We start from the raw sequence: 24890 nt of genomic DNA, 5'->3' as shown, positions 1-24890 counted from the left end.
AACCGAGCCAACAAAAAAACCAGCATCACTGCTGGTTTTTTACTGGCTGCTCTTCAATCGAGCCTTAGCTCAAACGCTTTTGGCGGCCAAGGGCGATAACGGCTGCAAAGGCTAAGAATAACCAGTTTAAGCTGCCGCCTGAACTCTTAGGCGCCTGAGCATCTTTCTCGACGGCCAGATAGTTAATTAAGCCAATCAGCTCATCTAAGGTTTTGATACTGCTTAAGTTAACCGCATATTTATCGTTAACGATAAAGGCTGGCACGCTTTCAACGCGGAATTGGTTTTGCTGGGCACGCCACAGGGCCAGCTTCTCATCTGTGCTTTTACTGTCGGCGAGTTGGTCGTACTTGGCAGCATCGATACCAAACTTGGCAAAAATTTGCTTAATGTCGTCACGGCTGTTGATTTGCGGCTCGTGCTTATGTCCTGGCGCACTGTGGTCGTGGCCGTTTGCGCCTGCTTCGCCTTGGATGGCGGCGAACATCGCATGGGTTAACGCATCCTTATTATCTAACTCATGAATGACTGCCAGTGAGCGCATCACCTCGGTGCCAATGTCGCTATTCATAAAGTCGACATGCTTAGTATCAAATGCAATACCTTTGTTTAGATTGGCTTTGATATCAGGCAGATAGTTGGTTTCCATATTGAAACAGTTATGACAATAGAAGGAGAAAAACTCGGTGAGTTTTGGCTCGCTGCTCGGTGCTTTGTCAGAGATTTGCGTGAAGTGCGTGCCTTCGACAAAGTTGGCGGCAAAGGTGCTAAATGGTGCAACGATTAAGGCGACAGCCAAGGCGATTGGTTTGATCATAGAACCCTCAAATTCGGTTAGAGTGAATTCACCGCATCAATTGCATGCGCTGTACCTACCTAAGTGGATTAAGGTGGCTCAGGTGATTTCAGTCTCGGAGTTACGCTCGCGTTATACCAGCGTGTATATGGTTTTAGGTTAGTTTGGGATGCTTAATTATCGCTGAAATGGGCGGTAGATATTGGACTAAATCTGTGATCCCGCGGGAGTTTAGCTCGATAACTTTGTCAGACTGCAAAGGGGATCACAGATATAAAAGGAAAAACTTAAGCAATATCCCGCAGGGATTGCCAAGCTTCACAGACCTCGCGGAAACGCGCCGCATCGCCTTCGGGTCTATCGGGATGCCATTTCAGTGCCAAACGGCGCCATTGTTTGCGGATGTCCCTTGGGGTTGCGCTCTCATCTAACTCGAATACTCTCAGGGCGTGGCCCTTATGCATTAAGTTCACGTTCAGGCCAATATAGCTCTTATAACTGCTCCAGAAGGCTTCCAATAATTCGCGTACTACGTTTTCACTGGTGTCGTAGTTATTCCAGTCAAGATAGTATTCCCGCAGTGAAGTATCTTCCATTATCAATAGGTTAACGTTGGAAGGCACGAGGCGGAAAATCTGGATCTCCATCGCTTTGACTTGCAGCCATTGCTTTGGCATCAGGATCTCTTGCAGTTCGAACAGGGCATTCATCAGTAAAAAATTGCGTTTAAACAAATCATTACCAGGGTTTTCATCTAACGGATGGATTAGCCCGCGATTTTGCAGTTCGGTAGCCAGGTGATGGATTTTCCAGCTTTGATTAGAGGCTTGTAACACGGATAACACGGGCCAGATTAACGGGTTATCGCCCTTAGTGGTCGAGAGCGTTGCCGATTGAGCTTCTGCACTGAGTGAAGGTTTAGCGAGTAGCATACTGACTGTCCCATCCTAAGTTGTTATCAAGCGAGTGTGATTAAAAGTAAGGTTTTACTATCTATAAGATTTTAAATGCTTTTATCTTATTTTGATGCGAGTCGTTACTGAGCTTGGAATACACTATGCCATAGAGGAAAAGTGTAGGCAAAGAAGGATTCTAGAGCAATTTACCCCGAGGTCACTCCGACTTTGGTTGGTTTTAACTGCGGCAATGGGATCTGGCTGATGCTAGAGAGCAAGCGATGAAAATGCCCTTGTTTGCAATCACAAACAAGGGCATATGCAAACTTAGCGAACGAGGTTTAGATCTCGGTAAAGATAACCTCTTGCGCTAAACGTGACTTAGGTAACTTAGCGTTGAAGTCTTCTTCGGAGCGATAACCTAGAGCCACCACCACTGATGCGCAGAAACCTTTTTCGCGTAGGCCTAAGACTTGATTGAGTTTAGTCGCATCAAAACCTTCGATTGGACAGGCATCGATATCGAGCACACTCGCACCTAACATCAGGGTTCCGAGAGCTAAATACACTTGTTTTTCCATCCAATGTTGGGCGTCTTTTAACTCATTCTTATGCATATTGGCAAAGAAAGAGCGGCCGTTGTGCTGGCCTTGCTTGGCTTCTTCATTGGCAAAACGGCCATCAGCAGCCTCTTGCTCTAACACTTGCAGTAAATGGGCTTCATCGAGTTGAGTGCGAGTGCAGAGCACAACCACATGGGAAGCATTGAGGATTTTCTGGGTGTTAAAGGCAAAGTGCTCGGTCGATTGTGCGATCAAGGCTTTGTCTTCCGCCGTACTTGCTAGCACAAAATGCCAAGGCTGCGAGTTAGTCGATGATGGGCTGAACTGCAGTAATGTCTTGATTTCGGCTATCTTGTCGGCAGGAATCGTCTTTGTTGGATCAAAGGCTTTAGTGGTGTAACGCTTTTTAGCGAGAAAACTTAAATCACTCATGTAACAGCTCCAAATCATCGAGGAATACAAAATCAACGACAGCATTTTAAGCGGGTTTAAGTAAAAAACAATGTGATCAAAACGGCTATCAGTTTCAAAATATTTTTGAAATTAATAGCAGTTGTACGCAATGAATGCTGAGGGACTTTTTATGAATAGTAGTGAATAGCAAGAGTCATCTCATGGCGTTATGACTGATTAAACAAATTGCTGAGTGCGGTTTTATTGTGGGCTGAGAAATGAGCTAACTCAAAAATACTGAGTGAGATCAAAAGTCCTCCAAAATACCGTTGTCGCTCGTATGGTTTAATCTATTCCTTTGCTACATTTTATTAAGTCGAGCTTACTGTTTAGGGGAATGTATGGCGAGATTATTGATGCTGCTGATTGCATTTAGCCTATTACCACTGTCTTGTGGCTACGGAAAGGAGCTTAAGTTTGCAGTAGTGCCTAAATTCTATAGTGTTTTTTTTGATCAAAGCAAAACGGGTTGTGTTGACGCCGCCGCACAAATTAAAGGGGTTGAATGCATCTATCGGGGACCCGAATCAAGTAGTGTGAGATTGCAAGATCAAGTGATAAACCAGCTGATTGATGAAGGTGTAGATGGAATTGCCGTCGCGGTTACACAATCTAAGTATCTTGCCGAAAATAGCCTAAAGAGGGCAAAGGAAGCCGGCATCCCCGTAGTTACCTATGACTCAGACTTGGATGCTTCTATCGATGAAGATCCTAAAAATTTACGTTTGGCTTATATCGGCACCGACAATTTCGCACTAGGTCAGTCGTTAGGGGAGCAGCTTAAAAAGTTACGGCCTAATGGGGGAAGCCTCATCATGCAATCGGGCCGGCCCGATTCTCCAAATCTGAATTTAAGGTTGATGGGCGTGCGCTCCGCGTTATCTGGCAAAACCTACAATGCCCCTCCAGGAGAATTGCTCAATAACGATTTGGGCTGGACTGAAGTGCGCGAGCCTTTGTTTAATTTTGACCAACTTAGTCAAGCGGTTAAGCAAATGGAGTCCGTGATGAAAGGTAAGCCTGTAAAGGCAAATTCCTTCGTTGCCGTAGGCGGTTGGGCACAAAATGATGCAGCCCTCTATCGTGAAATGATGGCTCCCTATCAAAATAAAATCGATAACAAGGACATCGTCATTATTATTACCGACACCTCTCCAGAGCAATTAACTATGTTGAAAGACCGCCTTGCCCATATCAACATTGGTCAAAGTCCCTATGAAATGGGCAGACAGGCCATTTTGACCTTATATAAAATTGTCACCAAACAAAAATACGACGACATTATCTACACACCAGTGACCTTTTGTACTCAGCAAAACTATGAGACCTGCGATTAACCTGCGGGAATGTAATGCCATAGAGGTTATGTTCTAGAGATCGTTTTGGAGAGTGCAGACTCCCAAAAGTCACAAACAGATGTTTGCGCAGTCTTTTATATCCATAAGTTGGTGATGAAAGACCATTGGTAATCTGTTGCTGTATTAATTTGAAATTACCCTATCAATTTTTTGAACGTGAAAGTGGATCAAACTTGCCTAGTCTTGTTAACTTCGACCCATTTTCAATTTTCGTTGGCTTCTGGCAAACGAGCTTTTGCCCCAAAGCTTGCTAGCATTTATTTAGTGAATCGAAAACTGACGAATGAATTGCCCTACAAAATCTCATCCATTTACCTAATGTTTGGCCCTACCGTAAAGCGACTAACAATGTATGGGTATACAGTCGTATTTAAATTTAGATGCTTTTGAGTGTTTTTACACTCATTAGTTTGCGCGTTTATCCAGCCTAAAATTTATAAAACCCTTAAAAATCATCCGCATAAACTTTCCCAAAATTAATTAATAGGTTTGGAAAACGCGCATGCACGTTTTTCCAGATGGAGTATTCGTCAGAAAGCTGATAAGTTCTTTCCATACAGATAGTTAACCGTGCGCGTTTTTACTGGTCCAACGAGATAAACGTGCATGCGCACGAATAAAATGTTAGCTGTATAAGGATATTTATGAGTATATATGATGATTTTATGAAAACTGGTCATTGGGGGCCAATTGAAACAAAGCTAGGCATCGATTTTAATTTTTGCTGTGCATACTGCGATAAAAAAATGTTGGAGTCCGTTGATAATTATAAAGAGTGGCAAACTGATCATATTGTCCCCGTATCTAAAGGTGGTGATGATGATATTGAAAATTATGCCCTAAGTTGCCGCACCTGTAATTTTATAAAAAGTACCTGGAATCCAGCTGAAAACCTTGGTGAACTAAGTGGTACTAAGTTAAACCTTATTAAGGTTTCCAGAGAATATATAATAGAAAAGCGAAAAGGAACTCAGGCTGAAATTGACTTATATAATCAGATTATTGCCAAATACAGCTAACAAGTTGCTCAAGTTCACTCCGGCCGCAAAAAGCACGGCCTCCGCGGGACAACCTACACTGCGTTTCGGTTGCCCCTTAGCAAAGCGTTAAGTATTCCATGTATGAATGAACTAGATAATTCAAGTAATCCCTTGTCACTCTTGGTGGCACCCAAAACGATCATGGTTGATCCTAATGAACTCGTAGCGCGTGACGTGGAGCACGACGAATTCTTTTTCAAAAAATACTGTGATTATCTTGAAGGGAAAATTAAGGGATATATAACCAGAGTGTCGATATCTCGCATAGAACCAGGGTTTTATAGGCGTGAAAAAGATGGATGGGAACACGTCATAGATAATCCCCCACAAGATGATATAGATTACATAGCCGCTGCAATTCGCGGCGGATATCGTCCTGCGTTACACCTTTATCAAAATCTGAACAAAGATAGTAAATTTGATTTTGTGTGCGCAGACGATGTGGCTACATATTATGCATACGCTTCTTTGGGTATCAGCAAGCCTCCGGCAATAATTTTGGGGTCGAAAAAAGGACTCGAGGAATCAGCACTTGTTATCAAAGGATTTAAATGCACGCACAATCCTTACACTCACTTTATATTTTCTATGGAAAAAATAAATCGAGATTCCTTTCTTTCGTTATTAGGAACTAATTTAAGTAACAACATCTCTTCAGACCTTTTAAAGCTAGAAGACTATATCAATCACCTAAAAGATGAGTTTCGAAAGTTTCATGCAAAGGGAAAGTCAGATGTTAGCTATCACCAAATCATATTCGGCATGCTGGTTAGAGCATCTGAAATACTAAAGTCAATCAGGATCTTAACTGATGAAAATTTAGTTATTCAGTCATCAAATCTGGTAAGAAGTCTCTATGAGCTTTCGTTAAATTTCTATTTGTGCTGGTTGAGCCCGCACGAAATCACGCGAATGGTCCAATTATCGAGTGTGATGTCAGAAAATGAGTGGAAACAAATATGTGAGAAAACAGTCAAAGAGCAAGTTGCTAAAAAACTAGACAGAACCTCTGCGGAAAAAATAAAAGAGGCTAAGTTGTATCAATTTAACATTGCAACCTCGGTCATAGAAAAGGCTAGGCTTTCACCTTTCGGTGAGTCATATTATAAAGATGTCTATTCTTTCCTTTCTGACATCGCACATCACGATTTCAGTATGTCTGCAAGATATAAAGGCTCATTAGAGAATGGAGATGATTCTGTCTATGACCGAGATGTTAGGAGCTCTATTGTAAGAATAGTTGACTTCTGCATAACAAAAATATTTGTTCGGGTGGCTGACGACATAGGGTCGAATATTTCTTTTAGCAACGAAAAACTTAACAAGCAGCTGCACGGCGACCGTTTTTCCGCCGCTTCGCAGCTACAAAACGGCGCGTGAGCTGAGCGTTAGCCCATAGAGATTTTCATCCGAAAATGACGAGTTAGAGTTAATAACCTAACTCATTTTTGTCCCAAAGCTTGCTGAGTATTTCTTTAAGACTTATAGGCTACGACAATGCTAAATAGGTGAGCCATGGTGATTAGCGAGACGACCGTCCGCCCCAAGGACGGGGCGGTCGAGCATCCACGGATGGACTCGCTGCGTGTCGTCGAGCAAACACCATGGTTCGCCTTTCAATATGGGCATGAATTTAATAACTAAGCAGTGATATTAGCCTTTCAATTTTTCACGCTCTTCTGTCTCAAAGCATGCAGAGTCTCATCAAGCAAATACCATTGTTCACCTTTTAATGTTGTATAAGTCTTTATTACCTCAGCACTTTACTTAAAAAGCTTTGGGTTCTGGCTTCTTTGGGGCGGGTGAATAATTCCTCGGGGACATTGGACTCCACCACATAGCCGCCATCCATAAAGATGACTCTGTCGGAAACATCGCGTGCAAAGCCCATTTCATGGGTGACAATCACCATGGTCATGCCTTTTTGCGCTAAGTCCTTCATTACATCCAGTACATCGCCGACCATTTCGGGGTCGAGTGCCGAGGTGGGCTCATCGAATAACATCAGATCCGGCTCCATCGCCAGCGCGCGGGCAATGGCAACCCGTTGTTTTTGTCCACCCGAGAGACTCGAAGGATAGGCATTAGCTTTATCCTGCAAACCCACTTGAGTGAGTAGCGTGAGCGCCTTGTTATCGGCTTCGGCTTGGGTCATTAACTTTAGGCTCACTGGCGCTAAGGTAATGTTTTGCAATACGGTTTTATGGGGGAACAGGTTGAAGTTTTGGAACACCATGCCCACTTTTTGCCGCAATTTATCGACACAGGCATCCTTAGCGGTAATGGATTGCCCTTCGATTTCAATATCCCCTTGGGTGGGTTTTTCTAACAGGTTGATGCAACGTAAAAAGGTGCTTTTACCGCTGCCGCTGGGGCCGATCACACTGACCACTTCGCCTTGGCGAATATGTTCGTTGATGCCCTTAAGGACCGCATTATCGCCGTAACTTTTGTGTAGGTTGGTTATGTTAATCACTTTGCTTCAACCTCTTTTCGAATTTCGACAGCATAAATGTGAAGCTGTAGGTCAGGAACAGGTAAATCAGTGCACAGGTAAAGAGTGGGATACTGTCTTCAAAGGTACGGCTACGGATAATCTCACCCGCCCGCATTAAATCCACGCCGCCAATAAAGCCAATTACGGCGGTTTCTTTGAGTAGCACGATAAACTCATTGCCTAAAGCGGGCAGAATATTCTTAATCGCCTGCGGCAGAATAATCAGCTTCATGGTCATTGCTTGCGACAGGCCGAGCGAGCGTGCCGCTTCGGTTTGACCCTTATCGACGGCTTGGATCCCTGCGCGAATAATCTCAGAGATATAAGCGCCGCTGTTTAAACCAAAGGCGATGATGGCAGCGGTGACCTTATCGACATCGAATGCGGCCAGCACGATGAAGTAAAGGATCACTAACTGTACCACCACTGGCGTGCCGCGGATAACGCCAACATAAAGCTCGGCGGGGAAGCGGATATACCACTTTGAAGACATCTTCATCAGTGTGGTACCCACGCCTAATACTGCGCCTAATAACATGGCGAAGAAGGTCACAATCAAGGTGACTTTTAAGCCATTTAAGATCAGCAGTATGCCTATCATGCCGTCGTCGCCAATGGGGCTAAACAGCGAAGTATTGATTGCTTCTAACATAGGGATCACTTGATATGGGCTGAAACGAGCGTCTGATATTGGCCGCTTTCTTTCAAGTTTTTCAGCGTGTTATTAATGCTATTGAGAAGTTCTGGCTGCTGCTTTGATACCGCAAAACCATAAAACTCTGGGGGGAAATCCAGCTTGATCAGTTTGAGATCGGGGTTTTTCGCCAGATAGTTCGCCGCAGGCTCGCTATCGAATAGCACTAAGTCGACTTTGCCATTTTTCAGTTCCATGATGGCTTCGAAGCCGGTGTTAAAAGCAGTGACATTTTGGGTGTATTTTTTAGACATCATATCGGCGGTTGAGCCGAGCTGCACCGCAAAGTGTTTGTCTTTAATGTCATCAAGGGTATGAATGGTGTCGTTATCTTTATTCACGAGCAGCACTTGAGTAGCCTCATAGTAGGGCTCCGAAAAGTTAACGCTGGCTTGGCGCTCTGGCGTGATGGTCATGCCCGAGGCGATAAAATCAATCTTGCCAGAGTTTAGCGCCACGATCAGTGAATCGAATTTCATATTCTCGACTTTGAGCGTCTTGCCGGCATCTTTAGCGATTTGTTTGGCAAGCTCAATGTCGAAGCCTTTGATCTCGTCGCCACTCTGTCCGCCAACATATTCAAAGGGCGGGAAGGCCGCATTGGTGCCAACCACTAAAACATCGTTGCTTTTCCCACATCCAGCTAACAACAAGGTGGCAGTGAGGGCTAGGCCGCCTAATAACATGGATTTTTTCATTTAAGACTCTCTTTTGAATGACTCGCAATGTGGCGACTATAGGGATGTGACGCCTCTTTGTCAATAATTATGCTTTAAAAGTGATTAAAAATGCATGTTGAGTCGTGATTGCTGTATGCCTAAACACTTGTGATTACAACGCTGGCTGTGTTTGATATAGATACGTTTTTAAAGCGTTAGTGAATTGTTTAGGATGACCGTGAATAGCAATTTTCGGCTTTCACTTGTGCGGGATATATCATTTTTTATTCATTTTTACGGCTAAAATAGTTAGCGATGAACGATTTCTAACAAAAATTGTAAAAACTTCATTAAATTATGCCCAGTTAATCTAATCTTAATGCAGGATCAAATAGCAATTTATGGAGCGAAATGTGAGATACCTAACTCTGGCACCAGCGGCACTCCTTTTGGGTCTAGCAACTTCGGTCAGTGCAGAAGAATCGACCCAGTGGCATTACACCATGGGGATACACGATTTTATTGTGGAACAGGAGAGTTCACATACCTTTGGATTTAACGGCAATATTATGATTGAACATACCACTGCATCGGATATTTACCTGTCCGCCATGCTGGATATGTTTATCGACATTGATACCGACGATCTCGACCCCGACCATATTCCCGTGTGGTTTAAATCGGACTATGTGGCCTCGGGTGAGTTCTACCATATCGATCCTCGCTTCTTCTTCGGATGGCAAGTGGACCTACAGGGTAAACGTAACACTGTGAGTTCTATCGAAAAGCAAGCCAAGCTATTCCCTGAATTAACCGCCAATTATCAGGGGCAGGAATCGCAGGCCCAGTTAAAAGCGGGCGCAGGTTATTACTATTTAGAAATCGATGACGACGTGCCCCGTACCCGTGGTTACGATCGGGGCGATTTTGGTAATGGCGAGTTCGCTTACACCTTAATGGGCAGTTTTGGTTTTGATATTACGCCTAAATTAAACATGAGTTTTGCCGCGCAAAACTGGAACGACGGTGATAAATGGCTTGAAAATCAATATCGCTTCAGCATGAGTTACGATACGGATTATTGGGAGAAGGGCAGCAGTGGTTACTGTATGTGGAGCATACCGAATACAACCTCGACCACTATGCCAAGGAGAGTGTGCACTCACCCGACTACTTGCCCATCCTGCCTTGGGATAACGATACCTTAGTGCGTTTTAGCTTAGTCGTGCCTTGGTAGTGAGCTACTTTTGCGTTAAGTGTTTCTCCACTAACGCAATCATCGCCTTCGCCGCAAAGGACAACACCTGTTCTTTGCGCCAAAACAGTGATAACTCCCAGCGCAGTTCATCGCTCGCCAATGGAATATTCACCACCCCAGAGACACTGTAACGCCGCGCGATAGAGCGCGGCAGTATCATCACGCCCGTGCCCGCCGCCACAAGGGCAATACCGAAGTCGGCTTGGCTGACTCGAGTGATGTTTTTAGGGGTAAATCCTGCGTGTTGGCAAGCGGTTAATACGAGTTGGTACAAGGTATATTCGGTTTCAAACATCACTTGTGGCTCGTCGACTAAGTCGTGGATCGACAGCATAGCTTGTGAGGTGAGGGGATTCTCCTTGGGCAGCACCACCACCATGGGATCGTTAAACACCCGAATGCCGTGGTAACCATCGTCGAAGTTGATAATCCCGGTGGCCAGTTCAATTTCACCCTTTTGAATCGCTAAGGTTTGCTCCACACCGCCGCGCACCAGCAGGTGCATATCAATTTGCGGATATTGCTGGCGATATTTGGCAATGATAGGGGCAAAAATTTCAGCACTGCCGAGTGGCGCGAGACCGAGTTTCAATTCGCCTGCGGTTAAACTGCGCTGGGCACTGAGTTCGGCCAGCATGCGTTGTCGCCCAGCGAGCAACTCCTTGCCATGGCGATAGACCACTTCTCCCGCTTGGGTGAGCTTAACCTGAGTGCCACGCTTGCCGCGCTCGAGTAGTACCAGATCGAGTTCTTCCTCTAATTGGCGCAGCGCCTTGGAGAGGGCGGGTTGGGTGAGATGAACCTTTTCACTGGCCTTACCAAAACCGCCGGCATCGATGATCTCGATAAAATAACGCAGCACTTTAAGATCCATTCTCGCCTCGATAATACATTCTTAAAATTCATGGATTACATGCTTAATATTCATTTTTTTTATTTAATAGGCAAGACTAAAATATTCCCATAGCAACTTTAGTGTAAATCGAGAAACCGCATGTCTTTCCTACAAGCCGCAATACGTCGATGCCGTCATGGGGCTTTATTGTTAACTCAAATTGGCCTCTTTTGTTTATTGTCTTTCGCCTGCCATTGGTTAGCCTCTTGGGCGCATTTACCTGTGCCTGGTAGTGTTTTAGGTTTAGGTATCTTACTGATTTTACTCGCGACTAAGCTAATCCCTGAAAATGCGGTGCAGCTTGGTGCCGCTTGGTTGATTGGTGAGTTGCTGCTGTTTTTTATTCCGCCAGTGATCTCTGTTATCAAGTACGAAGGACTGTTTGAGCAATATGGGGTGAATATTCTCTTCACCTTAGTCATGGGCAGTGTGTGCGTGATGGTGGGCACGGGATTTGTGGTTGACCGAGTATTTCGATTCGAGCGTCAACTCAATATCAAAAAGCATGCACGTCGGCATGCTAAGGCCGCTTAATGTCGAGCCTGAATTTAAGCCCTGCAGCGATTTCCGAGTTACTGTTTTCGCAGACGGGATTGGCACTTATCAGCTTGTTATTAACGCTATTCTGTTACTTTGCAGCCAAGCGTTTATATAGGCTTCACCGTGTGTGGTGGTTGGCGCCGATTGTACTCGCGCCTGTAGTGATTACGCTCTTGGTGTTTAATCTCGATATTCCACTGCCGACTTATTTTGAATACACCCATTGGTTAATGGCGATGTTAGCACCTGCGACAATCGCATTTGCCTTGCCGATTTATCGGGAGCGTAAACTCATTCGCCAATATCCGCTGACCATTGCCCTTGGGGTGATAGCGGGATTGTTGTTGGGCATGATTTCTAGCTGGCTGTTAGTGAAATTTGTGCCACTGCCGGTCGAGCTGTCTAAGAGCTTGTTGGTGCGTTCGGTATCTACGCCCTTTGCGATGGAGGCGACAAGCGCCTTTGGCGGTGTGCCAGAACTGACCGCCATGATGGTGCTCATCACCGGCATTATCGGCATGTTGGTATGTGAGCCGCTGTTCAAGCTGATGCACATTCGTACGTCTTTAGGTAAGGGCGTGGCATTGGGCGCTTCGGCCCACGGTGCGGGCGCCGCAAAAGCCAGTGAGTTAGGCCAGCAAGAGGGCGTTATTGCCAGTTTGACCATGATTTTTATCGGAATCGCCATGGTGCTGGGCGCGCCCGTATTTGCCGTGATCTTTAGTTAGTGTTCGAGAGTGATGTGCTGAATTTGCGTTAACCCTCTCTACCTTAAATGTGATTTTGTCAGTTTTAATGATGTTGTTTTGCCTCTTAGGGCGCTAACCTCTGCTTGGGTTATGCGCCCATTTTTTTAGCTGGCGGCTAATGTCAAAATAAAGTGGCACTAAATTAAATCAAATAGGGACATAGGATGGATAAGCAAACACGGGTATCGAATGTGACATTGAGACCCATAGGGCAAGACGATCTGGAGTTGATCTTCACCCATCAACAGGATCCGATTGCCTCCCAATTGGCGCAATTTCCCTCGCGGGATCGTGAGGCGTTTTACCTTCATTGGCAGCAAAATATTCTCGGACAGGCGTCGGTACTGGCACGGGGGATAGAAGTCGATGGCTTGCTGGTTGGCAATATTGGCCATTGGCATATGGATGGTCAGGCGATGATTGGTTACTGGATTGACCGCGCATTTTGGGGGCGCGGGGTAGCAACCTTAACCTTAAGCGCGTTTTTACCTTTAGTGACCTCAAGGCCGCTTTTTGCCCATGTAGCACAGCATAATCTTGCGTCTCAGCGGGTGTTGCTGCGCCATGGATTTGTAAAGATGGACAGACTCATTCAAGAGGCAGACGATGTGGCGCCTTTGTTGGAGTTTGTGCTGCGCTGATGCTTAAACCGTCACGCTAACCAAAAGCTTAAAGCCCTTAACCTGAGATTTTGGCATATTGGGAGCCGATACATTATTTAATAAATCTATTTAGATATACGTGTTTTATCGTAAATTTAGATTTATCAACCCGACTTTAGTCTAGTACCTGATGGCTTGACCTCATTGGCTAACTCAATGAAACTCTCCATTTAATCACCTCCTACTAAAGTATGGATAATTAAATAATGTTTATTTTCTTCTTATGCCTTGCGCTCTTAGTGCTGGCATACAAGTTTTATAGCCCATTTGTTGAGCGCCAAGCAGGGATTGATCCTAAAGCGCAAACTCCCCAAGCAAGATTCGAAGATGGTGTGGACTATGTGCCCGTTCACCCCGCCAAAGCGTTTTTGATCCAATTCTTAAACGTTGCCGGTGTCGGCCCGATTTTTGGTCCTATCCTAGGTGCTTTATATGGTCCAGTCGCCTTACTCTGGATTGTGTTAGGTAACATTATTGGCGGCGCGGTACACGACTATTTCTCGGGCGTGTTAAGCATTAAAGAAGACGGTAAGAGCCTGCCAGAAATCGCCGGTCACTACTTTAATGTCTACTTTAAAGGCGTGATGCTGCTGTTTACTGCGATGTTACTGTTCTTCGTGGGCGTGGTGTTTATCATGAGCCCTGCGGGCCTGTTAAGTAACCTCGACTATTTTAAAGACACCATTTTTGGCAATAACACCTTCTGGGTGTTAGTGATTTTGGCTTATTACTTCTTAGCCACTATGCTGCCAATCGATAAGATCATCACTAAGCTGTATCCCGCTTTTGGTCTGTTGATGATCGTCATGACCACTTCGATTGCGGTTGCTCTGCTGATCAGCGCGCCACAGTTACCCGAAATGGGCGATGTGTTTGCTTACTTCAACCACAGCCATTACAACAATGAGTTACTCGAGCCAAACCCAGACGGTTTACCGATTTGGCCATTGCTGTTTGTGACTATTACCTGTGGTGCAATCAGTGGTTTTCACTCGACTCAAGCACCTATTATGGCGCGCTGCCTGACCAACGAGAAATACGTTCGCCCCGTTTACTATGGCGCTATGGTGGCTGAAGGTGTTGTAGCTTGTGTGTGGGCGACTGCGGGTATTGCGGCCTTCCCAGGTGGTTACGTTGAGCTTAAGAGCTTACTCGACCAAGGTGGTCCAGGCCTGGTCGTTAACCAAGTGGCTACTAGCTATCTTGGTGTATTAGGCGGTGTGATGGCGATTATTGCGGTGGCTGTATTCCCTATTACCTCGGGTGATACTGCATTTAGATCGCTGCGTCTCACCATTATCGACGCCTTTAACATCCCACAGAGTATGCGTAACCGTTTGTTGGTGGCGGCGCCTATCCTGACTATCGCTTACTTTATGACTAAGATCGACTTCTCCTTGATCTGGCGTTATTTTGCCTTCTCAAACATGCTGTTATCGACAAGCGTGCTGTGGTTGGCGACTAAGTACCTGTTCGATAGAGGCAGCTTCCATTGGATTGTGAGTTTGCCTGCGATTGCCGGAACCTGTGTCACCATCTCTTACATCATGACGGCGGGTATTGGTTTAGGCTTGCCTCAATCTCTGAGTCAACCCGTGGGGATTGCGGTCGGCGTGGTGTGTTTAGTGGCCTTGATTATTGCCCACAACAAACGCAAAACAGTGCTGGATACAAACTCTTAACCTCATCGGTTTTATGATTGCTAAGGGCTGCATTTTGCAGCCCTTTTTAATACTATTTTCATAAACTGGCGTCAGTATTGAATATTGTCACTGTGACATATTCCATTGCGTCGAAATTATGTTAGATTCTGGCGAACTGATGGAGATAGAGGTATGGTTATCACTGTCATCAACAGTTCTCCACAGGGCAGTCACTGCAATATTGCTTACTTTTGCAGAGAAGTGTCAGGAAGTTACACCAAATCAGAGTCTGCTTATGCAACCCAATTTATTTCCCGAACAAAGACATTTAAATCGTGAGCCGATGGTGATGCCGTCGGTGGAAGCTCAGTCTACCCGTAGCCGTTTACAACGCATGGTGGGCAGTGTGCTACTCACTTGCAGCGTGTTGTTAAGCTTATCTGCTTGTGCAGCGGGTAAGGCGAGTGCACCGCAGGAAGAAGAGTTTAGCTACGCCTGGTTGAAAGGCTATGCCCATACGCTGGCGACTGAGTCCTATGTGAGCCATAAGGGCGAGTTGCCAAAAAGCTTACAGGGCATGAGCTGGGATGATTACCAGCAGTTCCATTTCAAGAAAAAAGCCGCCCTGTGGCGTGAGGATGATTCGGAGTTTCGCGCCGAGTTATTCCACTTAGGTCTGTACTTCGATACGCCTGTGCATATTTACCAATTGGAAAATGGCAAGGCAAAGCTTATCGAATATTCGTCTTCCATGTTCGATTACGGTAAATCCAAGGTAAAGGGTAGCCAACTACCGAAAGACCTAGGCTTTGCTGGGTTTAGAATGCAGTTTAATACCGACTGGCAGCGTGACGTGGTCGCCTTCTTAGGTGCCAGCTATTTCCGCGCCGTAGGTCAAGAAATGCAATATGGTCTATCTGCCCGTGGTTTAGCGGTAGACACTGCGCTGCCTAAGCCTGAAGAATTTCCTATGTTTACCCGTTTCTGGTTAGAGAAACCACAACCGGGTTCTAATATTGCGACTGTGTACGCTCTGTTAGATTCACCAAGTGTAACAGGGGCTTACCGTTTCGATATCGAGCCGGGTGAGCGTTTAAAAATGAAGGTCGATGCGGCGATTTACCCGCGTAAAGCCATCGAACGTTTAGGCGTTGCACCATTGACCAGTATGTACATGGTGGGTGAAAACGATCGCCGCACGGGTTACGACTGGCGCCAAGAGATCCACGATTCAGACGGTCTTGCCATGCACACGGGTAACGGTGAATGGATTTGGCGTCCGCTGGGTAACCCAAGCAACCTGCGTTTCAATGCCTATAGCGATGAGAATCCAAAGGGCTTTGGTTTAATGCAGCGCGACCGTAACTTCGACCATTATCAAGATGATGGTGTGTTCTACGAGAAGCGTCCAAGCCTGTGGATTGAGCCAACTGGCAACTGGGGTAAAGGTTCGGTGCAGTTAGTGGAAATTCCAACACTGGATGAAACCTTCGACAATATCGTGGCGTTTTGGAACCCTGCTGAGCCCATTCAACCGGGTCAAGAGTTACTCTATAGCTACAACATGTACTGGGGCGGTATTCCACCCGTGCAGTCACCCCGTGCCCGCGTAGTCGATACCTTTACCGGTATTGGTGGTGTGGTTGGTCAAAAGCGTAAGTACTATAGCAAGCGCTTTGTGATTGATTTTGCTGGTGGTTCCTTACCTATGCTGGGTAAAGATACCCAAGTGAAAGCGGTGATTTCGACCTCTCAGGGTCGTGTAGAAATCGAATCTGCTCGCCCACAACATGCGATCAACGGTTACCGCGCTATGTTTGACCTAGTGCCGCCAGAAGACAGCGTTGAGCCAATTAACCTCAGAGTTTACTTAGAGGTAGATGGTCAGCCGTTAACTGAGACCTGGATGTACCAGTGGACACCACCACCAGTGAACGAGCGTGAATTGCATAACGCCGGTCATCTGCAGTAAGCCGTGACTCAGTGTTAAATCTTAAAACGCCAGCCCTGTGCTGGCGTTTTTGCATTAGCGGATTTGTTAAATGCAAGCCTGACACGGAGTTATTGAGGACTGATTCACTTTTTGCAAATCTAAATAATTTTTCACTGTCAAAGAGGCCAACCTTAGGCGTAATCTGTGGCGTCCTCGTTATAGGTTAGCGATTCATGTTTGAGATATTGACTTCTATCGGCCTGGGTTGGTCGGTAGCTTTAGTGCTGGCGGTGTTATTTGTGCTGGCCTACGAATTTATCAATGGTTTCCACGATACCGCCAATGCTGTTGCCACAGTCATCTACACCAAGGCAATGCCTGCCAACCTCGCGGTGATTTCTTCAGCCCTGTTCAACTTTGCCGGAGTGCTGCTCGGTGGACTTGGCGTCGCCTACGCTATAGTGCATCTCTTGCCCGTCGATTCTTTACTGGGAATGGATTCAACCCAAGGGCTGTTGATGGTGTTCTCACTACTCTTTTCGGCCATTATTTGGAACTTAGGGACTTGGTATTTTGGTATTCCTGCCTCCAGTTCCCATACCCTGATTGGCTCGATTATGGGTGTTGGCGGCGCATTCGCCTGGATACACAATGAACCTGTACTGCACGGCATTAATCTCACCAAAGCCACGCAGATTATGCTGTCGTTGATCATTTCGCCCACGCTGGGATTTGTGCTGGCGGGGATACTGTTATTGCTAATGAAGTACGTGTGGCAAAAGCACAAGATACACCGCACCCCCGATGAACAATTTCAGATTAATGGCAAACGCCATCCGCCGTTCTGGGCGCGCGTCAGTTTGATAGCCTCGGCCATGGGGGTGAGCTTTGCCCACGGTTCTAACGATGGCCAAAAAGGCATTGGTTTAGTGATGCTGGTGCTGATCTGTATGGCACCAGCGTATTTTGCCCTCGACATGAGTAGCCAATCCTATGATTTGGCGAGAACACAGGATGCTAACCGCCGTATTATGGCTATCTACAGTCGCAATCAAGCTGTGATTAGCGATCTGGTGGATGTTAAAGCACAAGTGAATGTGACTGACACTTTACTGAGCCACTGCTCGGCACAAACCGTGTTACCGGCCATGTCGCTGCTCGATCGCCGTTTAGATAAGGCCAGCAGTTTTCAAGAGATGAGTGTCGAAGAACGTCGTGAAGTGCGTCGTTTGCTGCTGTGTATCGATGACACTGCGCGCAAAGTGGCAAAATTAGACTTACCCGCCAAAGAGTTAACATCACTCAATAAATGGCGTAAGGACCTAACTAAGTCAACCGAATACGCGCCTTTGTGGGTGATAGTAGCCATTGCGACGGCCTTGGGCTGTGGCACCTTAGTGGGGTGGCGCCGCATTGTTTATACGGTCGGTGAGAAGATAGGCTCCTCGGGGATGACCTACAGCCAAGGGATTGCGGCGCAGGTGACGGCGGCGGCATCGATTGGGATTGCTAGCGTGACGGGGATGCCGGTTTCAACCACCCATATTCTGTCTTCGGCGGTGGCGGGCACTATGGTGGCTAATCGCTCTGGCTTACAAAGCCAAACCATTAAGCAGATTTTATTAGCTTGGGTACTGACATTGCCGATTACCATGCTCTTATCTGCATTGGTGTTTATCTTGGCTAACGCGCTCTGGGGTTAAGCTAAATTCCTTTTACCACGTCAGTTGCATCTGCGCGGCAGACTCTGCCAACGCTTTATGCAACTGAATAGTGGGCAAGCTGATTTCATCGGCCAGTTGTTGCTGCAACTGCTGGTATAAACGTACCGCTAATTCGGGCGCGGTCTGGTTATCGGGCGTATGGATAAACAGATAGGGCTCGCGCCCTTCTTTTATCCAGAGTGCGAGTTGCCTTAGCCAGTTGTTAAAAAAGCTATCGTTATTCTTCACCTGCAATTTATCGTTACTCGCCGCTAAGGCTTCAATTGTGCCATCCGTTTGGCCAATAAAACGCACCACGGGCGTATGGGCGGTCGCGATAGCGTGAACGGGCACCTGTGGCTTTTTTTTATGGGCATCGATAATCGCTTCGTTGGCGGGCGGCAGGGCAAACAGCGGGCGACTGTCCATGATGATGCGATTGACTTGTCTGTCCATCAGCAGGCGATTCAGTGCTCGCTCGGCGTCTCCCTTGGCAAAAAAGGCTAAATGGCGAACCTCGACGCCATAGCTTAAACCTTGCGGTAAAAGATCAAAAAAACCTGCTAACACTGGCAGCTGTTCGGGGCCAAATGAGGCAGGGAGCTGAATTTTCCACAAGCCAGTTTTTTCAACCAAGGGCGACATCACTTGGAAGAAGGCCAATAACTCCTGCTGACAATCCTGCAACTGCTTTTGATGGGTGATGGTTTGTGGCAGTTTAAAGGTAAAGCGAAAATCATCGGGAGTGGCGCTGTGCCAATTCATCACTGTTTGCGCATTTGGCGTCGCGTAAAAGCTGGTGTTGCCTTCCACTGTATTGAAGATACTGGCATAGCGGGCAAGTCTTTCAGCTTGTTTAGTGCTTGAACCATAAACACTTTCTTGCCAATGGTTATGCGACCACATGGCAAGCCCGAGACGTAATTGTCGCGCGCTATGGGGAGGGGACTGGAACGACGTCAAACATACTCCTACTTAACTGGCTAAACACTGGAATGAGGCATAAGTGGGCGACTTATGCCATCGCCCTTTAGGGTATTGTGCTTAAATCGGTTTGTGTCCGTCAAATCCACCGCTGGCTTTTATCAGTATGCGGGCGAGATTGCGCTGGATTTAGCTTGGAACTGTCATGGTAATTAACCTACTCTAATAGTATGTTATTCTGTGTTTTGGACTTTAATGGCGGGGATTTCCCCGGTTTGTTAATGGGCCTCATGACGTAAATAAACCCTCGGCATAGTTGGAGAGTTGTGTGAAAAACGATGGTTATACTTCCCTAAGCCAATTTGTTGATTTGTTATTAGATGCTATCTGCGTCGTCGATAAAACCGGGCGCTTCGAGTTTGTCAGTGCGGGCGCCGAGCGTATTTTTGGTTATACCCCAGATGAAATGCTGGGGATGCAGATGTTAGATCTTGTTTATCCAGAAGATAGAGAACGCACACTGGCCGCCGCCAATGACATTATGGCGGGCAGTTATAAGCTCGATTTTGAAAATCGTTATGTTCGTAAAGATGGCTCACTGGTCGATATTCTCTGGTCTGCCCGTTGGTCTGAGGATCGCCAGCAGCGGATTGCCGTCGCTCGCGATATCACTAAAAGCAAAGCCGCCGAGCGGCGCCAGGCTGCGCTGTATGAGATTTCTGAGGCGGTGCATGTTACCGAAGATCTCCTCGCACTGTATCGACGCATTCACCAGATCCTAGCCAAACTGTTACCGACGGATAATTTTGCTATCGCGCTGTATGATGCCGATCTTAATGAGTTAGATTTTCCCTATCGTGTGTTGGCGGGGGAGCAAAATCCGGCGCAATCCGCCAGTTTCGATCATTTTACCGAGCAAGTGATCCAAAGCGCAGAGTCTATGCTGCTTTGCCCCATGACTCGGCCTGTTTCTGCGGTTGAAAGTGAGCTTTGTTATTCGCAAGTAGGCCCGCAAAAAAATCAGCAAGAAAATCCGCAAGCCATAAGTTGGCTTGGCGTGCCGCTAACATTGCAGAAGGGCATTATCGGCGCCTTGATTATGCACAGTACCCCTGATTCTCGGGCTTACACTCAGCAGGATTGTGAGTTACTGGAGTTTGTGTCGACCCAAGTCGCTTTTGCGATTGAGCGGCGGCAGATGTTGGCGCGGTTAGAGCATATTGCACTTTATGACCAACTCACCCATTTGCCTAATCGTGAGTTGTTTTATGACAGATTCCAAAAGGCGCTATCACGCGCGAATCGTGAGTCGAGCTATTTCTCCTTACTCTATTTGGACTTAGACAAGTTTAAATGGGTGAATGATACCTATGGCCATGGCGTGGGCGATCTCTTACTACAAATCACCGCCCAGCGGATCTTGGGATGCGTGAGAAACTCGGATACGGTTGCCCGTTTTGGTGGCGATGAGTTTGTGATCCTGCTTGAGCGTGTCGATTCGGCGCAGAATACCTTGCTCGTCGCCCAAAAAATCTTAGAAGTGCTTAACCAGCCTTTTGAGCTGGTTAATCAACAGGTCCATATTTTGCCGAGCATTGGAATTGCCCTCTATCCCGAGCATGGCAGGGATGAAAAACAACTGTTGTCCTGCGCCGATACGGCGATGTACAAGGCGAAGCGTAATGGTGGCAATCGGATTGAAATGGGTTATCAAGGCTTAAAGACCAGCTATTTCGAACCCTTAATCCAACCCCATCGAGAGGCCTTGAAGCGCTAGTGTGATCTTTATAAAAAAATCCCCGATAAGCTCAACATTATCGGGGATTTTTTATAGCGTGGCGATGCGTTAGGGCATAGGGCATAGGGCGTTGGCGCATTTATAGCTTAAAGCGGCCGACTTCCTGTTGCAGCGAGGCGGCTAAATGAGCCAATTCCTGCGCTTGTACCATAGAGCTTTGCGCCTCGATGGAGAGGTTTTCAGAAACTTCGCGAATCGACTCGGTATTACGGTTAATTTCGCTGGTGACCGAGGTTTGTTCTTCTGCTGCGGTGGCAATCTGGCTCGCCATATCCGAGATCTCATTAATGGCTTTGCTGATCTGTAGCAGGCTCTCACTGGCCGAGTTGGCGTCGGCGACACTGGTTTCAGCCATATCATGGCTTTGTGTCATAGATTTAACCGCCTTACCCGCAGTTTGCTGTAAGGTTTCGATCATCGCCTGAATTTCTTGGGTCGAGGAGTGAGTTCGCTGCGACAACACGCGCACTTCGTCGGCTACCACGGCAAAGCCGCGACCTTGTTCACCGGCGCGGGCGGCTTCAATGGCGGCGTTTAACGCCAGCAAGTTGGTTTGTTCGGCAATGCCACTGATGGTGAGCAGGATGCTATTAATTTTTTGCGAGTGTTCGTTCAACTCGCTGATAATACGGCCCGCAGTTTCGACCTCATTGGCCAAGTTGCGGATCGATTGCTGACTCTGCATCACTTGTTTTTGGCCGTGGTTCGACAGACCAACCGCATCTTGTGCCGTTTGCGCGGTATGCTCGGCGTTGCTAGCAATCTCTTCGGTGGCGCTCGCCATCTCAGTGACAGCGGTCGCCACCATAGTCACTTCGTCCTGCTGCACGGCGATGCGCTGGCTATTATCCGTGGCAGATGCACTGCTGCCCTGGGCTTGATATTCCAGTTGGCCTGCAATCTTGTGCATTCTGGAGATCATGCCATGCAGGCGCTCGACGAAGCGGTTAAAGCCCGAGGCCAAGATGCCAATCTCGTCGTGGCTGTTGGCTGTGTGAATTCTCATTGTCAGGTCACCATCCCCTTCGGCAATATCATTGAGTGCCAAGGCTACGCGTTCTAGGTCTTTAAATTGAATTTTGAAGATAGCCACGAGAACCAAGCCGAAGAGGACCAGTAACGCGGCACCGACGGCGGACATCCACCAAGCGAGTGTGGTGGCCTGCGACATGATCTCCTCTTTGTTCATCACGAAAATCAACTCCCAATCGGTGGACGGTATTGCCGCCACATAAATGAGTTGAGTTTCGCCACCGAGTTCACGCTCTTCTAAGGTATTGGCATTTGCCCGTTGGGATAACCAGCTGGGGGTAAAGTCTTTATCTATGGTGTTCAGCTGTTGATTGTTGAGCTGGCTATTGGGATGGCTGATGATAAGCCCTGTCCTGTCTACCATTAAGGTGTAGCCTTTACCTGGGACTTGAAGGCGCTGAACCGCATCGGTGAGCTGGTCTATGGTGAGGTTTGCTGCGGCCACCCCGAATAGGCTACCCGAGACCATGACTGGCTCGGCAATGGTCACCACTTGTTTTTTCAAGGTCGCGCTAACATAGGGCGCCGTCATCACCATCGCATTGGCGGCTTTGGCGTCCATATACCAAGGACGGACTCTGGGATCATAGTTAGCCGTGTTTAGCGCGGGATCTTGGCGGTACATGTTGCCTTGTTCATCGCCAAAATAGGTCAGCGCGAATCCCATGCCATTGTGGGCTTGTAATAAATAGGGCGTGATCTGCACATTAGGATCGGCTTCTACGGTCTTTTTAAGGCTGGTAATCGCCATTTTGCGATCTTGCATCCACAGGCCAATCCCTTCGGCAAAGGTGTTCGCCAGTTGATCAATTTCATGTTGGGTGTTTTGTAAGGCGTTATTGCGGATGAAATAGCTTGAAATGCTTACCAGTACTGCAACAGTAATGAGAACGGCGAAAAGACTACTAAAGAGTAGGCGGGTTTTGAGTGTTGATCTCATATTTAATTCCTTTAAATTCCGTTAGCTGTCTAACGTCAATAGAGTATAGCGGCTGAAAGTGTGAAAGCATTAATTGATAAGTTGCCAATTTTTTAATGTGTTTAAATTGGCAGCACCTCGGATTGACTGTCATCTTGGTAAATTGGCGATATTGCCCAAATAGGAGTTTACTCCTGTAAGATGACTAATTTGATTTGTTGCACAGCTTTCATCGGATATAAGGCATACTCTGATATAACAGTAAGTTAGTACAAATCAGTGCTGATGAATGCAAATGAGCGGAATAATATGAAATGGAATTTTCCTCGCTGGAGCCTTAATCCCTGGTTACATACCAGCCTTATCTTTATTTTGCCCATACTGCTGGCATGTGCGATGCAACCTTGGCTGACCCGTTACAGCATGGAAAAAAGATTCAGCGATGATTTAGATATTATTGCGACTTCGTTTGCCAATGGACTCGATGGATTTGAAGCGACAAATGTCGCGCAGGCCTTCAGCGAATTATCTTTTACCTGCGATACCGACGATATCGCGCTGCTAAATAGCCCATCCTTAAGCCCCGCGATCGTTCGTTTTATTCAGTTAGAATTGGTAGACGGCAAGCAATGCTCCAATATAGGGCCTCCGGTTAATTATCAGTTCGACCGCTCTCGAAGTTTATATTTCGATTCACATCGAGTGGATATTGCCACGACAGTCGCGGCTAACGATAGGGCTCGCAGCATTGGTTATGTGTTCCATTTGGGCGAGCAAAAGTTAGTGGTGCTCACCAATAGCTCTGTCTATAACGAAACCCTGTCAAATCTGTGCCTAGGTTGTTATCAACTATTGGTTGGTTATCAAGGCCTTTCTTCCCTCGAGCGGGGCGTTGAGCGGCTAGAAACAGAGAACGTATTTATTGAGGACTCTCGTTATATCAACGTATTAGATGTGACCTTGACCTTAAGGGCGGGGGATACGCTTTACTGGCGAGAAGCCTCACACGTAGCCGTTGTGCTATTTGTGGTTGCCTTGATAGTGTCTTTCCTTGCGGTGATTTTTTATTGGAATTGGCAATCGGCGCGGGTGTCGCTGGGGATGCTTATCCAAAAAGGCATCAGTCGAAAAGAGTTTATTCCTTATTATCAACCGATTATAGATTGCCGCACCGGAGAGGTCGTCGGCCAAGAGATGTTAGTCCGCTGGCGCCGATTCGATGGCGTGCTCGTTCAACCTAATCAGTTTATTCCCTACGCCGAAGATTCGGGCTTAATTTTGCCGATCACCGATCTTATCCTCGAGCAGGTATATCAGGACTTGCCTCAGCTCAAAGGCTGGGTCAGCGTTAATATCGTCGCCCAGCAGCTCGAGTCGGGGTTATTGAGCAAATGGTTCTCCAGCCATAGCGATCACAGGGTTAAGCGCATCGCCTTTGAGCTGACTGAGCGTAAGCCCATCACCCAATTTGAGCTGGCCCTCGCCGAAATGAAGGCGGTGTTACCCCTGTGCCATGACTTTAAATTGGATGATTTTGGCACTGGCTTTGGTGGTTTTAGTTATTTGCAGCGGCTAGGGATTAACAGCATCAAAATCGACAAGATGTTTACCGATACCATAGGCACGCAGGATTTAAAGGGCGCGGTACTCGATGCCATTATCGCCTTTGGCCGTGAGTCGCATATGGATATGGTGGCCGAAGGCGTTGAAACTCAGGCGCAAGTGGAGTACTTAGCCGCGAAAGGGGTTTATCAACATCAGGGATATTTTTACGCTAAACCTTTGGCGCTCGAAGAGTTGCTGCAGTTCTACCAAGAATTGCCTTCTCGGCGTATCGAGTAACCCGATCAAAAAGAGGCTCAATTGAGCCTCTTTTTA

At 46.8% G+C, this 24890-nt stretch carries 20 protein-coding genes and 1 pseudogene; 12 read left to right on the top strand and 9 right to left on the bottom strand.

Features of this window, described 5'->3' with window-relative positions; translation table 11 throughout:
- Positions 1-64 precede the first annotated feature (64 nt).
- The 3 genes from ACUZ8J_RS16660 to nfsB all read right to left on the bottom strand — a co-directional run bounded on the left by ACUZ8J_RS16660 (position 65) and on the right by nfsB (position 2687).
- Positions 65-817, bottom strand: coding sequence for a DsbA family protein (locus ACUZ8J_RS16660; RefSeq protein WP_126512518.1), 753 nt, complete (start codon positions 815-817; stop codon positions 65-67).
- A gap of 266 nt (positions 818-1083) precedes the next feature.
- On the bottom strand, positions 1084-1728 hold the full coding sequence (locus tag ACUZ8J_RS16655) for a DNA-J related domain-containing protein (RefSeq protein WP_011623806.1): 645 nt from the start codon (positions 1726-1728) through the stop codon (positions 1084-1086).
- Between the two features lie 305 nt (positions 1729-2033).
- Positions 2034-2687 carry an oxygen-insensitive NAD(P)H nitroreductase gene (nfsB, locus tag ACUZ8J_RS16650; RefSeq protein WP_446694401.1) on the bottom strand — a complete coding sequence of 218 codons (654 nt, stop codon included), beginning with the start codon at positions 2685-2687 and terminating at the stop codon, positions 2034-2036.
- 362 nt (positions 2688-3049) lie between these two features.
- On the opposite strand from nfsB, the gene ACUZ8J_RS16645 reads away from it, so the two are divergent.
- The 3 genes from ACUZ8J_RS16645 to ACUZ8J_RS16635 all read left to right on the top strand — a co-directional run bounded on the left by ACUZ8J_RS16645 (position 3050) and on the right by ACUZ8J_RS16635 (position 6486).
- Positions 3050-4045 (top strand): sugar-binding protein, encoded by a 996-nt coding sequence (locus ACUZ8J_RS16645; RefSeq protein ID WP_446694400.1) that lies wholly within the window; start codon positions 3050-3052, stop codon positions 4043-4045.
- Between the two features lie 665 nt (positions 4046-4710).
- On the top strand, positions 4711-5085 hold the full coding sequence (locus tag ACUZ8J_RS16640; protein ID WP_446694399.1) for an HNH endonuclease: 375 nt from the start codon (positions 4711-4713) through the stop codon (positions 5083-5085).
- Positions 5086-5187: 102 nt separating this feature from the next.
- Positions 5188-6486, top strand: coding sequence for a DUF5677 domain-containing protein (locus ACUZ8J_RS16635; RefSeq protein WP_446694398.1), 1299 nt, complete (start codon positions 5188-5190; stop codon positions 6484-6486).
- Between the two features lie 370 nt (positions 6487-6856).
- Here ACUZ8J_RS16635 and ACUZ8J_RS16630 read toward each other — a convergent pair whose 3' ends face one another.
- The 3 genes from ACUZ8J_RS16630 to ACUZ8J_RS16620 are packed head-to-tail and all read right to left on the bottom strand — an operon-like array spanning position 6857 to position 8995.
- Positions 6857-7582 carry an amino acid ABC transporter ATP-binding protein gene (locus tag ACUZ8J_RS16630; RefSeq protein WP_374895206.1) on the bottom strand — a complete coding sequence of 242 codons (726 nt, stop codon included), beginning with the start codon at positions 7580-7582 and terminating at the stop codon, positions 6857-6859.
- Positions 7575-8255 (bottom strand): amino acid ABC transporter permease, encoded by a 681-nt coding sequence (locus ACUZ8J_RS16625; RefSeq protein WP_011623798.1) that lies wholly within the window; start codon positions 8253-8255, stop codon positions 7575-7577. The genes ACUZ8J_RS16630 and ACUZ8J_RS16625 overlap by 8 nt, the downstream gene beginning before the upstream one ends.
- 5 nt (positions 8256-8260) lie before the next feature.
- A complete protein-coding gene (locus ACUZ8J_RS16620; protein ID WP_374915715.1) occupies positions 8261-8995 on the bottom strand; it encodes a basic amino acid ABC transporter substrate-binding protein in 735 nt (244 codons plus the stop codon).
- Between the two features lie 374 nt (positions 8996-9369).
- Here ACUZ8J_RS16620 and ACUZ8J_RS16615 point away from each other — a divergent pair.
- Positions 9370-10193, top strand: a pseudogene (locus ACUZ8J_RS16615) (hypothetical protein).
- Positions 10194-10197: 4 nt separating this feature from the next.
- Here the strand turns inward: ACUZ8J_RS16615 and ACUZ8J_RS16610 are convergent.
- On the bottom strand, positions 10198-11088 hold the full coding sequence (locus ACUZ8J_RS16610; protein WP_446694397.1) for a LysR substrate-binding domain-containing protein: 891 nt from the start codon (positions 11086-11088) through the stop codon (positions 10198-10200).
- A gap of 120 nt (positions 11089-11208) precedes the next feature.
- Here ACUZ8J_RS16610 and ACUZ8J_RS16605 point away from each other — a divergent pair, with 120 nt between their 5' ends.
- From ACUZ8J_RS16605 to ACUZ8J_RS16580, 6 genes are all read left to right on the top strand, one after another.
- Positions 11209-11643 carry a CidA/LrgA family protein gene (locus ACUZ8J_RS16605; RefSeq protein WP_446694396.1) on the top strand — a complete coding sequence of 145 codons (435 nt, stop codon included), beginning with the start codon at positions 11209-11211 and terminating at the stop codon, positions 11641-11643.
- Complete coding sequence (locus ACUZ8J_RS16600) at positions 11643-12377, top strand: LrgB family protein (protein ID WP_011716021.1); 735 nt, start codon at positions 11643-11645, stop codon at positions 12375-12377. Before ACUZ8J_RS16605 ends, ACUZ8J_RS16600 begins: the two co-directional genes overlap by 1 nt.
- 185 nt (positions 12378-12562) lie before the next feature.
- A complete protein-coding gene (locus tag ACUZ8J_RS16595) occupies positions 12563-13039 on the top strand; it encodes a GNAT family N-acetyltransferase (protein WP_011716022.1) in 477 nt (158 codons plus the stop codon).
- A 227-nt stretch (positions 13040-13266) separates the two neighbouring features.
- The gene (locus ACUZ8J_RS16590; protein WP_011716023.1) at positions 13267-14742 is read left to right on the top strand and encodes a carbon starvation CstA family protein; all 1476 of its coding nucleotides are present in this window, start codon (positions 13267-13269) and stop codon (positions 14740-14742) included.
- Between the two features lie 256 nt (positions 14743-14998).
- Complete coding sequence (locus ACUZ8J_RS16585) at positions 14999-16675, top strand: glucan biosynthesis protein (RefSeq protein WP_164717923.1); 1677 nt, start codon at positions 14999-15001, stop codon at positions 16673-16675.
- A gap of 194 nt (positions 16676-16869) precedes the next feature.
- Positions 16870-18339, top strand: a complete 1470-nt coding sequence (locus tag ACUZ8J_RS16580) for an inorganic phosphate transporter (protein ID WP_086902110.1) — start codon at positions 16870-16872, stop codon at positions 18337-18339.
- A gap of 12 nt (positions 18340-18351) precedes the next feature.
- Here ACUZ8J_RS16580 and ACUZ8J_RS16575 read toward each other — a convergent pair whose 3' ends face one another.
- Positions 18352-19302 carry a DUF72 domain-containing protein gene (locus ACUZ8J_RS16575; protein WP_446694395.1) on the bottom strand — a complete coding sequence of 317 codons (951 nt, stop codon included), beginning with the start codon at positions 19300-19302 and terminating at the stop codon, positions 18352-18354.
- 289 nt (positions 19303-19591) lie between these two features.
- Here ACUZ8J_RS16575 and ACUZ8J_RS16570 point away from each other — a divergent pair, with 289 nt between their 5' ends.
- The gene (locus tag ACUZ8J_RS16570) at positions 19592-21040 is read left to right on the top strand and encodes a sensor domain-containing protein (protein ID WP_089068351.1); all 1449 of its coding nucleotides are present in this window, start codon (positions 19592-19594) and stop codon (positions 21038-21040) included.
- Positions 21041-21140: 100 nt separating this feature from the next.
- Here the strand turns inward: ACUZ8J_RS16570 and ACUZ8J_RS16565 are convergent, their stop codons facing one another.
- Positions 21141-23033: a methyl-accepting chemotaxis protein gene (locus ACUZ8J_RS16565; RefSeq protein WP_446694394.1), complete on the bottom strand. Its 1893-nt coding sequence runs from the start codon at positions 23031-23033 to the stop codon at positions 21141-21143.
- 288 nt (positions 23034-23321) lie between these two features.
- On the opposite strand from ACUZ8J_RS16565, the gene ACUZ8J_RS16560 reads away from it, so the two are divergent.
- Entirely contained in the window at positions 23322-24854 is a 1533-nt protein-coding gene (locus ACUZ8J_RS16560; protein WP_446694393.1) for an EAL domain-containing protein, read from the top strand.
- The last annotated feature ends 36 nt before the right edge of the window (positions 24855-24890 follow it).

Source organism: Shewanella sp. Koi 1, assembly GCF_052907445.1.
The sequence above is the reverse complement of the archived record's forward strand: the minus strand, read 5'-3'. Positions and strand labels throughout refer to the sequence as shown.

Bases quoted from the DNA above. Each gene is read 5' to 3' on its own strand.
- ACUZ8J_RS16660 (WP_126512518.1), bottom strand. From the start codon at position 817: ATGATCAAACCAATCGCCTTGGCTGTCGCCTTAATCGTTGCACCATTT.
- ACUZ8J_RS16655 (WP_011623806.1), bottom strand. From the start codon at position 1,728: ATGCTACTCGCTAAACCTTCACTCAGTGCAGAAGCTCAATCGGCAACG.
- nfsB (WP_446694401.1), bottom strand. From the start codon at position 2,687: ATGAGTGATTTAAGTTTTCTCGCTAAAAAGCGTTACACCACTAAAGCC.
- ACUZ8J_RS16645 (WP_446694400.1), top strand. From the start codon at position 3,050: ATGGCGAGATTATTGATGCTGCTGATTGCATTTAGCCTATTACCACTG.
- ACUZ8J_RS16640 (WP_446694399.1), top strand. From the start codon at position 4,711: ATGAGTATATATGATGATTTTATGAAAACTGGTCATTGGGGGCCAATT.
- ACUZ8J_RS16635 (WP_446694398.1), top strand. From the start codon at position 5,188: ATGAATGAACTAGATAATTCAAGTAATCCCTTGTCACTCTTGGTGGCA.
- ACUZ8J_RS16625 (WP_011623798.1), bottom strand. From the start codon at position 8,255: ATGTTAGAAGCAATCAATACTTCGCTGTTTAGCCCCATTGGCGACGAC.
- ACUZ8J_RS16620 (WP_374915715.1), bottom strand. From the start codon at position 8,995: ATGAAAAAATCCATGTTATTAGGCGGCCTAGCCCTCACTGCCACCTTG.
- ACUZ8J_RS16610 (WP_446694397.1), bottom strand. From the start codon at position 11,088: ATGGATCTTAAAGTGCTGCGTTATTTTATCGAGATCATCGATGCCGGC.
- ACUZ8J_RS16605 (WP_446694396.1), top strand. From the start codon at position 11,209: ATGTCTTTCCTACAAGCCGCAATACGTCGATGCCGTCATGGGGCTTTA.
- ACUZ8J_RS16600 (WP_011716021.1), top strand. From the start codon at position 11,643: ATGTCGAGCCTGAATTTAAGCCCTGCAGCGATTTCCGAGTTACTGTTT.
- ACUZ8J_RS16595 (WP_011716022.1), top strand. From the start codon at position 12,563: ATGGATAAGCAAACACGGGTATCGAATGTGACATTGAGACCCATAGGG.
- ACUZ8J_RS16590 (WP_011716023.1), top strand. From the start codon at position 13,267: ATGTTTATTTTCTTCTTATGCCTTGCGCTCTTAGTGCTGGCATACAAG.
- ACUZ8J_RS16585 (WP_164717923.1), top strand. From the start codon at position 14,999: ATGCAACCCAATTTATTTCCCGAACAAAGACATTTAAATCGTGAGCCG.
- ACUZ8J_RS16580 (WP_086902110.1), top strand. From the start codon at position 16,870: ATGTTTGAGATATTGACTTCTATCGGCCTGGGTTGGTCGGTAGCTTTA.
- ACUZ8J_RS16565 (WP_446694394.1), bottom strand. From the start codon at position 23,033: ATGAGATCAACACTCAAAACCCGCCTACTCTTTAGTAGTCTTTTCGCC.
- ACUZ8J_RS16560 (WP_446694393.1), top strand. From the start codon at position 23,322: ATGAAATGGAATTTTCCTCGCTGGAGCCTTAATCCCTGGTTACATACC.